At 57.5% G+C, this 15,183-nt stretch carries 12 protein-coding genes; 6 read left to right on the top strand and 6 right to left on the bottom strand.

Features of this window, described 5'->3' with window-relative positions:
• Positions 1–78 precede the first annotated feature (78 nt).
• Positions 79–471, bottom strand: coding sequence for a YbaN family protein (locus tag J3U87_RS03495; RefSeq protein WP_237381643.1), 393 nt, complete (start codon positions 469–471; stop codon positions 79–81).
• Positions 472–1,171: 700 nt separating this feature from the next.
• On the opposite strand from J3U87_RS03495, the gene J3U87_RS03490 reads away from it, so the two are divergent.
• The 4 genes from J3U87_RS03490 to J3U87_RS03475 all read left to right on the top strand — a co-directional run bounded on the left by J3U87_RS03490 (position 1,172) and on the right by J3U87_RS03475 (position 3,494).
• A complete protein-coding gene (locus J3U87_RS03490; protein ID WP_237381642.1) occupies positions 1,172–1,537 on the top strand; it encodes a type IV pilus modification PilV family protein in 366 nt (121 codons plus the stop codon).
• Positions 1,538–1,540: 3 nt separating this feature from the next.
• On the top strand, positions 1,541–2,419 hold the full coding sequence (locus tag J3U87_RS03485) for a hypothetical protein (RefSeq protein WP_237381641.1): 879 nt from the start codon (positions 1,541–1,543) through the stop codon (positions 2,417–2,419).
• Positions 2,400–2,813, top strand: a complete 414-nt coding sequence (locus tag J3U87_RS03480) for a hypothetical protein (protein WP_237381640.1) — start codon at positions 2,400–2,402, stop codon at positions 2,811–2,813. The genes J3U87_RS03485 and J3U87_RS03480 overlap by 20 nt, the downstream gene beginning before the upstream one ends.
• 405 nt (positions 2,814–3,218) lie before the next feature.
• Entirely contained in the window at positions 3,219–3,494 is a 276-nt protein-coding gene (locus J3U87_RS03475) for a hypothetical protein (protein ID WP_237381639.1), read from the top strand.
• 90 nt (positions 3,495–3,584) lie between these two features.
• Here J3U87_RS03475 and J3U87_RS03470 read toward each other — a convergent pair whose 3' ends face one another.
• The gene (locus tag J3U87_RS03470; protein WP_237381638.1) at positions 3,585–4,676 is read right to left on the bottom strand and encodes a serine hydrolase domain-containing protein; all 1,092 of its coding nucleotides are present in this window, start codon (positions 4,674–4,676) and stop codon (positions 3,585–3,587) included.
• 728 nt (positions 4,677–5,404) lie between these two features.
• Between J3U87_RS03470 and J3U87_RS03465 the strand changes: the two genes are divergently transcribed.
• A complete protein-coding gene (locus tag J3U87_RS03465) occupies positions 5,405–6,790 on the top strand; it encodes a protein kinase domain-containing protein (RefSeq protein ID WP_237381637.1) in 1,386 nt (461 codons plus the stop codon).
• Between the two features lie 668 nt (positions 6,791–7,458).
• Here J3U87_RS03465 and J3U87_RS03460 read toward each other — a convergent pair.
• Positions 7,459–9,237 (bottom strand): leucine-rich repeat domain-containing protein, encoded by a 1,779-nt coding sequence (locus J3U87_RS03460; protein ID WP_237381636.1) that lies wholly within the window; start codon positions 9,235–9,237, stop codon positions 7,459–7,461.
• A 480-nt stretch (positions 9,238–9,717) separates the two neighbouring features.
• On the opposite strand from J3U87_RS03460, the gene fdhD reads away from it, so the two are divergent.
• Positions 9,718–10,563, top strand: coding sequence for a formate dehydrogenase accessory sulfurtransferase FdhD (gene fdhD, locus J3U87_RS03455; RefSeq protein WP_237381635.1), 846 nt, complete (start codon positions 9,718–9,720; stop codon positions 10,561–10,563).
• Between the two features lie 95 nt (positions 10,564–10,658).
• Here the strand turns inward: fdhD and J3U87_RS03450 are convergent, their stop codons facing one another.
• The 3 genes from J3U87_RS03450 to J3U87_RS03440 all read right to left on the bottom strand — a co-directional run bounded on the left by J3U87_RS03450 (position 10,659) and on the right by J3U87_RS03440 (position 15,145).
• Positions 10,659–12,665 carry a pyridoxal phosphate-dependent decarboxylase family protein gene (locus J3U87_RS03450; protein WP_237381634.1) on the bottom strand — a complete coding sequence of 669 codons (2,007 nt, stop codon included), beginning with the start codon at positions 12,663–12,665 and terminating at the stop codon, positions 10,659–10,661.
• A 247-nt stretch (positions 12,666–12,912) separates the two neighbouring features.
• Positions 12,913–13,977: an alpha/beta hydrolase gene (locus J3U87_RS03445; RefSeq protein ID WP_237381633.1), complete on the bottom strand. Its 1,065-nt coding sequence runs from the start codon at positions 13,975–13,977 to the stop codon at positions 12,913–12,915.
• A gap of 292 nt (positions 13,978–14,269) precedes the next feature.
• A complete protein-coding gene (locus tag J3U87_RS03440) occupies positions 14,270–15,145 on the bottom strand; it encodes a pyruvate, water dikinase regulatory protein (protein ID WP_272932505.1) in 876 nt (291 codons plus the stop codon).
• Positions 15,146–15,183 lie beyond the last annotated feature (38 nt).

Raw genomic sequence — 15,183 nt, 5'->3', positions numbered from 1 at the left:
ATCGTGCAAAAGGCGATCACTTTTTCCACAAGTTTTCCACAGGCCTTGCGGGAGATAATTTGGGCGTTGAACGACGCCTCACTCGGACGGGAAGCGCCAAATATAAACCAAAACCGTCGCTCCGATCAAGCCCACAATCACCTTGATCGCCATCAAAGGGATGAAGAACACGACCGATCCCCCGAGCGTCAGGACCATGACCAGCGTGGCCATCAATTTGGCTTTGAGTGGAATGACCCGGTCTACCCGCCAGGAGCGAATATAGGAGCCGAACAGGGCGTTGCCCATCAGGCGCTCGTAAAACTTGCGGGAACTGCGTGAAAAACAGGCTGCGGCGACCAAAAGGAACGGCGTGGTGGGCAAGATGGGTAAAAACAGGCCGACCATACCCAGCGCCACGCAGACCCACCCACTTCCAATCAGCAGGGCTCTCACCAGCGGAGACCCGTGCACGCACAGGTCCCGTTCCAAATCGCGATCTCGCGATGACTCTAAGGGTGAATCCTTCACGAATGCAGCCCACCAATGAATCTCGAATCCGTGCCTCGATCGGAAACGAGGTACGAGCCTTAGGGCACGAACTCACCTTACCACCGGAATTCCCGATTGCCAAACCGGACAGGATCGAACGAAACCTGCCGGCCCCACCCATGACGGGCACGCCCGCATCCAATGGACCGGGCGGCACTTGGCCGCCCGGAGCGGCCATCTCGTTTCGGAAATGCGGATCTCCCCGCGCAATGACCTGGGCCCCAAAGATCCACTGTTTCTTGTGGAAGCATGCCCATTCACGCAATGTGACGGCACTCGACTCATGGACCCAATACACTCAAAACAGGTCGCTTACCATATCAAACGGACTTGGGTCCGAAGAGATTGCGAAACATTTTTTGACATCGCATTGATTCCCTGCTTCAGGACACTCACAAACACAGTGATTAGAACCACTTAAACGAACCTTTCCGATACAGTTCCGGCATCGTTCCTGCCTTGGAGAAGTTTACGGGAATGGCGGCAGACATGTCGACGTGGCAACGACGACTCGCCCACGGGTGAGCGGAAACGCGGACTGGAGACTGCTTGGCGCTCTGCCACGGCCCTGTCGCGCATGTCGGGTGGCGTGCGCGACAGGGTCATTTCCCGTCTTTCAATCCAAACGAGGAGCTTCGTCATGGAAAAGGAACGCGGAATCAGTCTGATCGACAGCCTGCTCGGGCTGCTCTTCTTCACCGCCGGTGCCACGGGTATCATGTCCATCAGCGGGAGGGCCCAGCGGGCCTATCAGCTCGCAAACGAACAGGAAATCGCGCGGGGCATTCTGGAAGGAGTCCTTCATTTCCCTCTGGAAACGCTGAGAACCACCGAGCAGCGGCGATACGACGCGATGGGTATCCCTACCGAAGAGAGCGGAAAATTCCACCTGGAAATCCAGCAAAACACCCATCCGGAGGCGTGGCTGTTCCGCTGCTCCCTGAGCTACCGCGACCTGCTGGGCCAACCGCGCGAGATGGTCGTCCACCGCACGATCTGGAGGTAAGTCATGCGTGGCTACAGCCTACCCGAATTCGCGGTCGCCACCCTGATCGGGTTCGCGCTCATTGGCGCGGCCCTCCACTTCTCGCGAGTCCTCGTCTTTCAGACGCTCCACCAGCGGCAACAGGCAACCTCGGCCATTCATGTGCGCATGGCCCGCCTGGAGATACACCGGGCACTCACCCATCACGAGCCACATTTCTGGCGCACCTTCCCTCCGCGCCACTCTCCCATTCACGAAGCCGACGGCGCCGAAGGCGGCTACCTCTTCCGCCACCAGTGTCCGCGATCGAACGGGTTCGCCTGTCTTCAGGCCTTCGACCTGATGCCTCCGGCCGAACCTCGTCCCTTGTACCGCTGCAGCAACGAGGGCCGCCGCATCGATACGGAGGGCTGGATTCGGCTGGAGGCCACTACCCTGGATGCGGCCGCCGCCTGGCCCCAGCCAGGAGAGGTGCTGCTGTTTCATAGGCCGGAACGAAGCTTCTGCGCCGCGATCGGGGACGCGGTGCCGCCGGAGTTCCGTTTGGTCGGTCCGGACCGACAAGTGTGGGACAGGCCGGCCACCTTCAACCCCGCCGACACGACGATCACTTCCCTGGGCTCACTGAATGTGCATCACTGGTACCTCCAACCCGAACCCGAACGGGACCAGGAGCTGGTTCACCGATCCTGGTTTCTCGACGGCAACGGTTGGCACCCACGCCGCGGGCAAACCTCGTTCAGCATGATTCACGCGATGCACTGGTTGCCGGCCGAAAGGAACCTGCCCCATCGCCTGGCCCTGGTGGGAAGGAGCCGAATCGCGCTGGATCGACCGACCCCCCTGGTGCTGGGGTCACACGTCTACCGCAAGGAGGTCCATTGTGCGATTCTGGAACTCTGAAGGCCGATCGGCCGGCGTCGCCAGCCTTTTGTGTCTGATCGTGATTCTGTTCGCCACCCATTGCGTTCTCGCCCATTGGTCCCTGATGGGCCTCTATCAAAAGAGTATTCCCCCCTCTCATCCCCTCCTCGCCCACGCCACGCTGGAGCACGAAATGCTGCAACTCATCGCCGTCGAGGAGGGACTCACCCACGACGCCGGACGAGGGCAATACCGCCACGGGCCACACCTCATCCCATACCGATATCAACGCGTTCAACACGATCGCGTCGCGCGCTATCACCTGGCGACGCTCGAGGATGCGTCCAGTGGGCTCGGCGCCCAAATCGGCTTGTTCATTTCCACTCCCGATCATCTATTTCTTATCAGTGGAGAGGTGCCTGCCGATCCTTGAAATATCGGTGCAATCATTCGCAAAACCTTGGCAACGAACCCCCTCGGCAACCGAACGGACAACCGTAATCCGGGTTACATGTCCCCCCCAAAACCGTTGGTTCGCCGAGAAGCAGCCATTATAATGTCAAGGTTCCAGTCCTGGAGGTAACCTTTGGCAGATCAGGCCGATGCCTTGTTGAGAGAAATCTTCCGAGCCATCCCCGCCCATCATCGCGTGGCGTTTCTCAAAGAAACCCTCAGATCACTCGATCACCAAACCAGAAATCTGGTTCTTGCGGAATACCAAACCGGTTCGCGATCCAAGGCACCCCACAAAAGCGCGCCACCCACCAAAGCGGAACAACCCAAAAGCCCGCCTCCTCCCAAACGACGGGCCGCCAAGCCCTCCGCCAACGGAACCCCCATGTCCGTCGCCCAAAGCCTGCCCCCCATCGTGGAAACTCAAGATCAACTGGAAAAAGCGCTGCAGCAATCTCCCCAAGACAAACAACAGCAGCTTCAAAGCGTGCTTCAGGCGTTCGATCGCCAAAAACCGATGATGATCCAGAACGAAACGGCAGATATGAAAAAAGAGCTTTTTCAACTGCTGGTGCTGGTCATCGCGGCAGGCGTCACCCTGGTGGGTATCGGCGTGCTTGGTAAATTCGCCTGGGACTGGCTTTCCAACCATCTGTTCTGATCGGTGGAACCGGGCTTCGGAATCGTGGGATTCCATCGCCTCGGCGAACGCTTCATATCGCCCCTGTGCCCAGACCGGGACGACGAGGCATCAGATCCCGTCGAGAATCGGGCGCTCGTGGGCAATACGCTCGGCGAAGGGCATCTCTCGAGCAAGGTAGATCTGGGCGATCTCTCGTGCCAAACGCGCGCTGTCCTGTTCCGAAACGGGTTTGTCCGACAACACCACGATACTGAAGGCACGCTCCGAAAAACGCAGGATACAGTGGTTGGTAGGACCCAAGGCACCATCTCCCGGAGCCTGTTCCATCCGCAGGCCTCCGTATTCCTTCAATTCCCAACCCAGTCCGTAGTCAAGTCGCTTTTCGCCGATACCCAAGGCCGGACGAAACGCCCTCAAGTACGTTTTGAGCCGAATTAGGTTCCGACGATAAAACGCCAGCTCCCAATTGGATACATCCGTAAGGCAGGAATACCAACCCTCCGGCTGGCCGGCTTCCACTTCCGATTCCGAGCGAAACACCGTTCGTTTCATTTCGAGCGGCTCCAAGATGTTTTCCACAATGAACCGAGGTGCCGACTGACCACTGGCCTTCTCCAGCAACTTGTTGGCCAGCAACAGGTTCCCGACCGCGTAGACCGATCGTTCGCCCGGCGGGGTCGCGAGCGGCGGCCATTCGGCCGTCGTATCCGTCCACGAGGGATCGATTCCGGAGGAGTGACTCAAAAGCTGGTACACCAGAATGTCTTGGTAATGGGTCGGGAGATCTTCGAGAAAGGCACCGATCGGCTTATCCAGATCCACCGCGCCGCGATCGTGGAGCAACAATACCGCCTGATTGACAAATTGGTCACCCAAGGTTCCCAACGCGAAAAGGGGTTCCCGTTGCGCCTCGCCCAACTCATCCGCCAATGCTTCGACGCCGGTTTCCTGGCCAGGCAATGGTGGCCAATGTTTGAAAAATATCTGCTTCGCAACCCGATTCGAAGGGAACCGGGCGATCGAGACCGCCAGACCGCTGTCGATACCGCGCGAAGCGATCCAGGCGTTCAACTCCAGATCGGGTCGAGGGGGGGTTTTGTTGCGACCGTGCCACACGAAAAGGACCGTGGAACCCACCAACCCAAAAATGAAAAGAAAACCAAAGAGATAGATACCCACTTTTTTCAGTACATCGAGCAAAGAATGAACTCCCCGGCACTTGATCGCTTCTCGAGAAAAAGACCTGTCCGTACCCACTTCGACTGAAGGCCGTTGGCGGCTTCCACATGGGTTCGGCTGGATGGAGAAGCTGCCAGGCCTCGGTGGTGGCGTCACATGTCATCGCCCAACTGACGACCGAAACCTATTGGCAGGAGGCGGCCGGTGGATTCTGGAAAATCCCAAAAAGGCCGCCCTTTCTGGATGGGCCCCATTCTAGCAGGAGGCGAGCCCGAAAGGTGTTCCTTCGTTCCACTCCCTGAGCCGAGGCCTTCGAAACCATGGACCTTACCGAAAGCCAAAGTCTTTGGAAACCACCGAGAGAACAGAGCGAGCCGCTCGAGCCAAAACAACTCAAACGCATAAAATAAAACAAGTTAAGCCAAAGACGATCATTCTCGGTCGCTTCCGTGACCTCCATGGTGAGATAGCGAAGCCACCGTAGATCGAGAGGAAAAACTACCTTTATGGTTTGCGCCGACGACGAGCATCGCCAAGGAGCGCCAACCTGTTCGCCGGCACGGGTCGAGCGACGACGGCGGGGTCCGCGTTCCCTGGGAAAGACCAACCGGAACCGTTTCGTAAAAATGGGGTCCGGTCCAAGATGAGCGGGCCGAAGAGGGCCGACACAAGCATTCCCGATCAGGTGACGACTGCGGCATTTTTCGAAAAAATTTGACGCAACCCACTGAAAACCCCTGCCAAAATTGATGAAAAATCCCGATCTACCGATTGAAAATATAAAGAAGTTGTCGTTTAATCATGCCAATGATTGGCGCTCCAATCTCAAGGTTCTCGAAATCTTCCAACATCGTGTTGCGCACGGCTCGTTCTGTTGGAACAACGCGGGTTTTTTTGTGAAAGAATTCTACCAAGGGAAGATTCTTATCGTAGATGACAATCACGATAACCTTGATGTTTTGTCGAGGCGCCTAAAACGCAAGGGGCTCGAGGTCTCCTGCGTGGACAACGGCCGTGACGCCATCCGGGAAATCTTGGAGGGTTCGTTCGATCTGGTGCTGTTGGACATCATGATGCCCGGCACCTCGGGATTGGAAGTCCTGGTCCAGGTGCGGAAAAAGTATTCGAAGAACGAGCTGCCGATCATCATGGTGACGTCGAAGGGCGACAGCCAGGACGTGGTCGAGGCGCTGGGTTTGGGTGCAAACGACTACATCATCAAACCGGTCGATTTTCCGGTGGCGCTCGCGCGAATTCGCGCCCAGTTGGCCCAAAAAAAAGAATTTTCCAACGTCTCCAAGCCCAAGTTTACCTACTCGCTGAATCCGGAAGAAAAGTTCCGGCACTACACGGTCAAGGAGAAGATCGGCCAGGGCGGCATGGGCGCGGTCTACAAGGTCTACGACCCGACCCTCGATCGATTGGTCGCCCTGAAGGTGGTGCTCCCCGGCAACGAGCTCAGCACGTCCCAAATCGAACGGTTTACCCGGGAAGCGCGAGCCATTGCCAAGATCAAGCATCCCAATATCCTGAACGTCTACGAGATCGGCCAATCTCCCCAGAATTACTTCGCCATGGATTTCATCGAAGGCAAAAACCTGTCCGAGTGGTTTCAGGAAGAGGCGGCCACGCCCAGGAAAATCGCGGCCATTTGCGCCAAGGTGGCGTCGGCCCTTCACGCGGCCCATATCAAGGGCATCGTTCACCGCGACCTGAAGCCGTCCAATATCATGATCGACGGCTTGGGTGAACCCCACTTGATGGATTTCGGATTGGCCAAAATGGAAGACGAGGACGAGCGGCTGACCCGGACGGGCGACATCCTTGGCACCCCTGAGTACATGGCGCCGGAGCAGATCGACCCGGCCTACGGCTCGGTCGAGGCCCGCAGCGACATCTATTCGCTGGGCGTCATCCTCTACGAGGCGCTGACCGGCCTGGCCCCGTTCACCGGCACGCCGATTCGGGTCCTTTGGCAAAAGCTCAACCAGGATCCCAGACAGCCGCGCAGCATCAATCCGAACATTCCGCCGTCGCTGGAAGACATTTGCCTGAAGGCCATGGCGCGGCAGAAGGACGATCGCTTCGCGACGTCCGAGGATCTGTCGGAAGCGCTGTACCAGGAAGCCAAGTAGACCGACAGCGAAGTCCGCCGACGCCCCCATTCGGTCACTCAGTCGGTAGCGACTCCTACATCGGGACACCCATCAATCTTGAAGCGACGATCGGCGATGATCGGGACACCCATCCATCGGGTTGGACGACGATCGGGACACCCACCAATCGGGCTGGACGATCGGGACACCGCGACGATCGGGACACCCATCAATCGGAAAGTCACGATCGGGACACCCATCAATCTTGAAGCGACGATCGGCGATGATCGGGACACCCATCAATCGGGTTGGACGACGATCGGGACACCCATCAATCTTGGGGTTGGACGAAAATCGGAGTGTCGACTGCACATCGGAACCCCCATCAATCTCGGGACACCCAAGACGCCACATCGGGACACCCATCAATTTCGAAGCGACGATCGGCGATGATCGGGACACCCATCCATCCTACATCGGGACACCCATCAACCTCGAACGGACGATAACGGACGGGACACCCACCAATCTCGGCGTGGACGAGACTAGGATGATCGGGACACCCACCAATCTCGGGTTGGCTGGGCCACCCTCGAGGCACAAATCCATTTGGTGGTGGTCCACCGGGACGGCACCAAAAAAACGAAGGGCGGAGGGCCATCGGCCGCTCCGCCCCCGTTCACAAGCGAAGGTGGTCTTTCGAACGATTACTGGGGACAGGCCGGCAGCAATCGACCCGAAATGAGGTCGGTAAGTTCCAGAACCGTGAATTCGGGCCAGGTGTAGGGCGCCACCGGTCGGAAGTTATCCGTGGGACAATTATCCGTCTGCGGGAAGAACGTCAGCAGCGTGGGATTGCGGGACTGAATGATGCCGATGTTCTCATTGTCGGCGACCGTGACCAGGTGATTCCCCTCCAGATGGATGGTATCACCTTCACCGATGCCCGTGTTGGCGGCCAGACTGGCGATCTCGCAAATCCGGTTGTCGCGCAACGACAGGAAAGAGAGCGAACCCAGGGTAGACAGCGCCGTCATGCCCGTGATCTGGTTGTCGGACAGATCGAGATAGGTCAATTGGGTCATGGAATCGAGCGGGCTGCCGGAATCGATGTCGGTAACGGTGTTACCGGAAAGATTCAGGTGGGTCAACTTGGTGAGCCCGTTCAAGGGCCGCAGGTCGGTGATGAAGTTGTTGGCCAAATTGAGGAAGGTCAATTCGGTGAAGTACTGAAGTCCGCTCAGGTCGAAAATCCCGGGATCACCCACCGAGGTAGACTCGCGGCAGAAGCAGTCCAAATGGGTCAAACCGACCACCAGGTCGGCAGTGATGGGCTGCGATCCTACCAGACCGAGAGACTCGCGAATGCAGTCCACCAGACTGTTGTCAGGGATGAAGCTGGAGAAATCGGTTCCGGAGCCGGCACAATCCTGAGAGTCGGGATCTTCGTTACAGTCGACCCCCGCATCGCCAGGCAGGACGTAAATGGCGACGGTTTCCGTAATCTGCTCGGTACATCCTTCCTGGTTGGGATCGTTGATGTCCACGAACGCCCGCAGGGTGAGGTTGACCAGGGTGACCGCTTCGGTATCCACGAAGTTCCGCAGCGGACGTGCCACTTCGATCTGACCGAAGTTGCCGGAATCGTCGACCGTGAAAGCGGAACTGATGTCGCCGCCCCCGCCGGTCATGATCTGGGCACTGTCGATCCAGATCGAGGCCAAATCGTGCGTCTCGATGGGATCGCCCACCGTGGTCGGCGGGTTGGCCGCGGCCGAAACGAATCGCGTCTGGTTGGCGACGATATCGCCACATCGACCGGTTTCGAAACGATTGATGCGTATGACGACATCGACGGCGGCACTCAGGCCGGCCTCGTTCCCGGCGACGATCTGCAAGGTGAGCTCGACGACGTCGCGCGCGCCGAAATCGAACGTATCCAGCCAGACGAGGGTGGAGATCTGACCGGCGTTGTTAATGGCGAACAGGCCATCGTCATTACCCCCGACGATGGTGAAGTAATCGGGCACCCCTGCAGCGAGAATGGGGGATCCGACCGGTGAACCAGGCACAAGGTCGATGGGAATCTCGCGTACCTGACCTGGCAAAACGATGGGGTTCGAGTGGGCGATGATAATCGTGACATCATTTTCGTCAAAGCCATCGTCGTTGTAGGCGCGCACGGTGAGCGTCACCAGCAGTTCATCGCGCGCCGAATTGAAAAAGGGAAACAGAGGCTTTGAAACAACAACATTGCCCCCGGTATTGATGTCGAAGAAGCGCTCATTGAGGTCGATACCCGGAATGACCGGATTCACCTCTTGGACAATCGACCAATTTTCCGGGGAGTTGGCCGCGAACAGGGCCGCACCGACGAGGTCGCCCGCGACCGCTGCCGATGACGCGACCCGCGTTTGTCCATCAAAAATGACCGGCTGCGCATAAGCCGCGACAGAAAGGAAGAGGATTAACCATGCTTTACGCATACCCGAACTCCTTGAATCATGGTGTACCATTCTATTTTTATTGCGCAGAATTTCCTTGAATCTAGCACAGCCCATATCAAAAGCCAAAGGTTTTCATGTCAGCGAGTTGGATCAAGCCGAGAACACCAAACCTCCAACCATATTCAACACTGTCTTTCTTCTGTGTCGACATATCCGGATTTTAGTTAACACTTTTCGGTCATGAACTTACATTTACACAAAAGCTGCCGTGACATGGCAACATTCATCAGAACCTCACATAGCAAAACACCACAAGAAAAATCCAATTCAGAAAGTAAATACTAGAATCATGATTCTTCATATCCGACACATTTTCACAAAGACATCTATGCGTCGTTTCGCACCACCATTTACGATGGCTCGAAAAACAGATTGCCTCTCGTTCCATCCGCGATTAAGGTGGAGCAAACCTAAAGAAGGGGTACCTATTTGGCCAACACATCACGAGGCGAGGTCGACATGATGGATCGCGGACTGGTTAGAGTGGACGTGAAACGGTTCGCGGGCCGAGCATGGCGGGAGGAACCCGACCAGATCGCCGTGGAGGAACCGCTGGAAATTCGCGTGGTGACTACAGACCAAGCTATTTCCCAGAGCCATCCCATTTCCGTAACCATGCGCACACCTGGTCAAGACTTCGATCTCGCCCTGGGATTTTTATTCACAGAGGGCGTCCTGCAAACCCCGGATTGCGTTCGGAAAGTCGTCTATGCGCGGGATGGCGATTCGGAGATCTGCAACCGGGTCGAGGTTCACCTGCAACCGGAAGTCCCCTTCGATCCAAGCCACCTGTCGCGCCACGTGTTCACGAGTTCGAGTTGCGGTGTGTGCGGGAAGATCAGTATCGAGAGCGTCTACCAGCAGCTCCCCCCTCGAACGGAACCGCCACCGCATTTCGAAGTGCGCACGGAACTCTTGAGTTCCCTGCCCCACCGCTTGTCGGCGGCACAAATCTCCTTCGCCCGGACGGGCGGGGTCCACGCCTGCGCCTTGTTCGACAGCGAAGGCCGCCTGGAGCTGGTTCGAGAAGACGTGAGTCGCCACAACGCGCTGGACAAGCTGATCGGGGGGCTCTGGCGAACGGGGCGCCTGCCGGCCGAACACCGGATCCTGTTGCTCAGCGGGCGCGCCTCGTTCGAATTGATCCAAAAGGCGGCGATGAGCGGGCTCGATTTCGTCGCCGCGATCGGGGCGCCGAGCGATCTGGCCATACGCCTGGCCGACGAAATGGGCATCACCCTGGTGGGCTTTCTGAAGGCCGACCGCTTCAACGTCTACTGCGACAGCGGGCGCATCGCTCCCTGAACCACGTGCCGATCGACGGACACCGCCGCGCCGGCCGCTTCCCCACAAGTCGCGAATGGAAAACGGTTCGAGCGAAAGCCGGGTTCAGGTCCGGCTCAGGAGCTTTCCCCCAGGGCATCGAGTTCCTCGTGGATCATCCTCTCCAAATAGGCGACATAGTGATCGATATAGTTTTTCCCCTCGAAGCGGTGCAGTAGCCAGGGACTCATCAGCGAGTGCCGGAACAGAAAGATGTGATCGGCCTGGCGGCGGGGATCGATGACATCGGTTTGAAACGTCTGGGGATCGATGTCCAAATCGGCGAGCACCTCCGAAGCGAGTTCGTCATCGATCTTGCCCTTGACCATCGAGGTATAGGATCCGATGAACTCCTTCATCTGAAGCGGTTTGAATCGATTGATCTTGATCTTTTCGAACACCTTGCGCCCGAAGAAATTCATGAGGGCCAAGTGCCGGTTGTTCTTCGGGTTGATGGCGAAACAAATGATGTTGGTTTGTGGGAAGAAGGGTATTTTGATCAACACCCGCTTTTTCATCCGATACGCCAAGTGATTGATCTTCGAGTAAAAGTACTCGCACGATTTGATGGTGACCTTCACGATTCGGCCGAAGTGGTGTTTGTTGAGCGGTATGACCCGATGGCTGACGTACGCCGCGGCCGCGGCCGCGCCCGGCTTGGAACCCTCCATGATGAACTGCCCCAGATTGAGCAACTTGTCGTAGCGGTTCTTGGTTCCGCGATCGTCCTTGATGTCATAGAGGTAACTGGCCTTCTGACTGATGAAATCGACGACGTCCATGTTGCGCGCCACGAAAGCCCCACAGGGATAGGGCAAAAAGCCCAGTTTGTGGGGGTCCACCGTGATGCTGTCCGATTCTCCCACGGCCTTGAAGGCCTCGTAGGTATCCTCCGAAGGAAAATGCTTCAGATCCTCGCCCACTTCCTCGCGCTGGCAGAACTGATTGGTTTCCTCGCGTCGGAACAGGGAGCACATGTAGCCACCCCAGGCGGCGTCGATGTGAACCCCGAAATAGGTACCGCGGTCCATGGCCTCGTCGCGAAGATCGATGATCTGGTCGATCGGGTCGATGGAGCTGAACTCGGTGGATCCCAGAACCCCCACGACCGCCAGGACCGGTACCCTGTCCTTCTCGAAGCCGGCAAGCAACTCCTGAAGATGATCCATGCGCATGCGCATGGTCTTGTCCGTCTTGACCAACACCAAATTGTTCAGCCCCAGGCCCAATACCTTGACGGCCTTGTCCCAGGAGTAATGGGCTGTAATGGGCACGACGACCTTCGGGGGACGGATTTCGCGGTGCTTGGCGAAAAAATCGGCGTGGCCGAGCCCGACCAGGGTCTCGCGATCGATTTGGTTGCGGAAACGCTGCAACTCCCCGTCGCTGAGGGCCATGGCATTCACTTGTTTGGAGCTTTCCTCGAGCAGCTTCACCGTGTCCTGAATCGAAAAATTGACCAGTTCCCACGACGAGTATTCCGACAATCGGCGCCGCAGCGGACCCACCGATTCGAAATCGATACCCGTCACCCTGGCCGCGGTCGCCAGTGCGATCGGATAAAACTTGACCTCGCGGAAGTTCCACAACCCCTCGTAATTGGCGATGGTTCCACCCGACGTCAGATGACCCCAGGCGACCACCGACCCCTTTTGCGGATCGGTGTTGTAACCGAACATTCTGGCCAACTGCCAACCCACTTCCAATTCGCGAGGCACCGTGGCCGGCCCGGCCTCGGCGGCCACGTTGTTCGGGTTGTAGAGCATGGTCATGATTTCCGCGAGAAGTCCCGGCATCAGAAGATCGGAGTTCATGTGCCCGATGTAGCGCGGACTGTAGAAGGGCGCGGCGTTTTTCAACTCGGCGCTGAGCTCCTGAAGCTCCTTGCGCATGGAGGCGATGAAGTCCTGGAAGGCGTCGCGATAAGGCGCCGAGGTGGGCACCACATTGCCGTCACCGGGGTGAAAATTACGGCGCCAGTAGGCGTGATCGCGCAGGAACTCCAAGAGAAACCGTTCGAAACAATCCAGGTTTTCAGCTTTGGGTCCCAGGAAATAGGGGTGAAGAAAGTTCAGATCCATCATAACCGAAGACTCACTCTTGCAGGACAGGCCGACAAACGGGCACGACAACCCAAAACGGGACTAAACACCACGTGAAAGAATCCACACAAACCCCGAAGACCGACTGGCGGCTTCAGCATATAGATCGGTTTGGAACGAAGAATCCATGATTTACGGACAAAGATGAAAGATATTTCCAGAAAAGAGTCGCGAAACAGGTTGCTCCACGAACCATTCAACCCATCGAGAACCGAGTCCAATGCCACGGTCAAACCACTTCCACGGGGTCCGTCCCTACGGGGTCCGTGCTCCATGGCGGGAACAGGAACCTCAACGGCAAGTGCACTCGTGCGCCCCAGAACACCTCGCTGTGCGCGTGCCACGGCGCCACGTAGTAGAACAGGTTTCTGCCTGGTTGGTATCCCGATTGAATCAAAGCCTCGTACATGGCCCGCGTCTCCGGCAACCCGTCGTTGTGGGTTCCCGCGTCGAGGTAGATCCTGAGCGGCACGAACTCGCGAGTGCGGGTGATTTGACTCAACAAATTGCGGTTGTTCCACCAAAACGAACTGGAAAGCGAGGCCACCCTGGAGAACACGCCGGGCCAGCGACGCGCCATGTACAGGGAGACCAGACCGCCGAGGCTGGCGCCCATCAGTCCGGTGTGGGCACCGTCGGCCAGGGTTCGAAAGTTCAGATCCACGTAGGGTTTGATTTCGTTGATGATCAAATCGGCGTATTGGTTGGCCCCGCCTCCGGCGCCAATCCCCTGAAAATGAGGATCATAGCTGGGCGTGTAGTCGTAGAGGCGCCCGGCCCCGCGGTTGAAGATCCCAACCGCGATCACCGGATCCATGCTCTCTTCCAATACCAGGTTTTCGATGGCCTGGTCGACATTCCAAACCTCGCCCTTGAAGGAATGAATCGGATCGTAGAGATTCTGGCCATCGTGGATGTAGAGCACCGGGAATCGTTTGGTCGGGTTTTCGTCGTAACCGGGAGGCAAGTAGATATGGATCGGCATGTTGAAGTGGTGAACCAACTCCAAACGGCCCGGATTCCGGTGAAAGAACGGGTAGATATCCATCGCCTGACCGGGAAAGATGGTGCCGTCGGTGCCGATGGCCCAGGTCACGTCGTCGATCAGGACCTTGAACTTGATGCCTTCAGGGTGCTGGCACGTCCAGCGGTAGACCCAGCAATTGCCCTCGGTCCATTCGGCATCGACACCCTTGTCCCAGGAAAAGGGGAAGCGATCGCCGCGGATGGTGATGCGGTGATCCCATCCCGTGTCGTAGTGAATGCGGAGCGTACAGGTATGCTCTTCAGACACGCGCTATCTCACCTCGATACAGGAACCCCAAGGACCGGCGAAACGATGCGGGCCGCGACGCGGGCAGCCGCTTCGACGCGTCTTGAGTATAAAAATGCAAGCGGTTTACGACAAACATGTTTCAATCTACACAACCGACGGGACCTTCACAAGGTCAAAGGCGAGGTTTGCGCTCCTAAATCGCGAGCCACTCCAGCCGAATCCCATCGAATTCTGGATCGTCCAGGCCAAAAAAATCCACTGCGGGCAGCATGGGAACGATCGCCGGCCATCTTCGCGAAGTGACAATCCCTCAGTTGACGCGGCGATCGCGACCGAAGACCTTATCGCGCACCAGACCGGCGATTTCCTCGATCGAGCGGTTGGTCACGTCGATGATCGGCCAACGCCGGTTCTTGCGAAAGAGCGTGTTGGCCTCCTCGAGCTCTTCCAGAATGGCCTGGGGATCGTAGTACTCCGATTGGCCGACCTTCATGCCGGTCAGGCGCTTTTTGCGGATTTCCATCAAGCGCTCCGGATTGATGGTCAAGCCGACGATTTTCTTTTGCGAGACCGTCTCCAACTCCGAGGGCGGTTTGACCCCCTTGGCGAGGGGAATGTTGACCACCTTGTGCCCGTAAAGCGAAAGGTAGATCGAGAGCGGCGTCTTGCCGGCCCGAGAGACGCCCACCAACACGATATCGGCCTCGCCGAGATCCTTGACGAGGCGCCCATCGTCGTGGCGCAGGGTGAACTCGATCGCCTCCATCCGCTTGAAGTACTTTTCGTTGACCCCGTGGAAGAGGTCGGGACTTTCCTGGGGTCGCGCACCCAGGAAGGTGGACAGTTGCGACAGCAGCGAGGTGAACAGGTCGTAGCCGGGAACCCCGGCATCCTGAAGCCGTTGGCGCAGGTAGTCCTTGACCTTGTGATCCACCAGGGTGTAGATGACCATGACCGGATTGACGCTTTGAACCGCGTTTTTCAGGATGCGATCCACGGCAGAAAAATTGGTGACCTTGGGGTACTTGCGAATGAAGATCCCCTGCACGTTGGAAAACTGGGTGATCAACGACCGCACCATGTTGCCGGCAGTTTCTCCCGTCCCATCAGAAACCACGTAAATATAATGATTTACATGTTGTTTCTCGTCAGATTCGGTACGTTCGCTGGGATCCGGGTCAAACATACTGGGCACTTGGGAATCGTTCACGGTCGGTTACCTCC

Source organism: Sulfidibacter corallicola (genome assembly GCF_017498545.1).
In the GTDB taxonomy this organism is placed as follows: domain Bacteria; phylum Acidobacteriota; class Holophagae; order Acanthopleuribacterales; family Acanthopleuribacteraceae; genus Sulfidibacter; species Sulfidibacter corallicola.
The sequence above is the reverse complement of the archived record's forward strand: the minus strand, read 5'-3'. Positions and strand labels throughout refer to the sequence as shown.

Excerpts from the sequence above, each read along its gene's own strand:
- J3U87_RS03490 (WP_237381642.1), top strand. The coding sequence starts at position 1,172 with ATGGAAAAGGAACGCGGAATCAGTCTGATCGACAGCCTGCTCGGGCTG.
- J3U87_RS03485 (WP_237381641.1), top strand. The coding sequence starts at position 1,541 with ATGCGTGGCTACAGCCTACCCGAATTCGCGGTCGCCACCCTGATCGGG.
- J3U87_RS03475 (WP_237381639.1), top strand. The coding sequence starts at position 3,219 with ATGTCCGTCGCCCAAAGCCTGCCCCCCATCGTGGAAACTCAAGATCAA.
- J3U87_RS03465 (WP_237381637.1), top strand. The coding sequence starts at position 5,405 with ATGAAAAATCCCGATCTACCGATTGAAAATATAAAGAAGTTGTCGTTT.
- J3U87_RS03460 (WP_237381636.1), bottom strand. The coding sequence starts at position 9,237 with ATGCGTAAAGCATGGTTAATCCTCTTCCTTTCTGTCGCGGCTTATGCG.
- fdhD (WP_237381635.1), top strand. The coding sequence starts at position 9,718 with ATGATGGATCGCGGACTGGTTAGAGTGGACGTGAAACGGTTCGCGGGC.
- J3U87_RS03450 (WP_237381634.1), bottom strand. The coding sequence starts at position 12,665 with ATGATGGATCTGAACTTTCTTCACCCCTATTTCCTGGGACCCAAAGCT.
- J3U87_RS03440 (WP_272932505.1), bottom strand. The coding sequence starts at position 15,145 with ATGTTTGACCCGGATCCCAGCGAACGTACCGAATCTGACGAGAAACAA.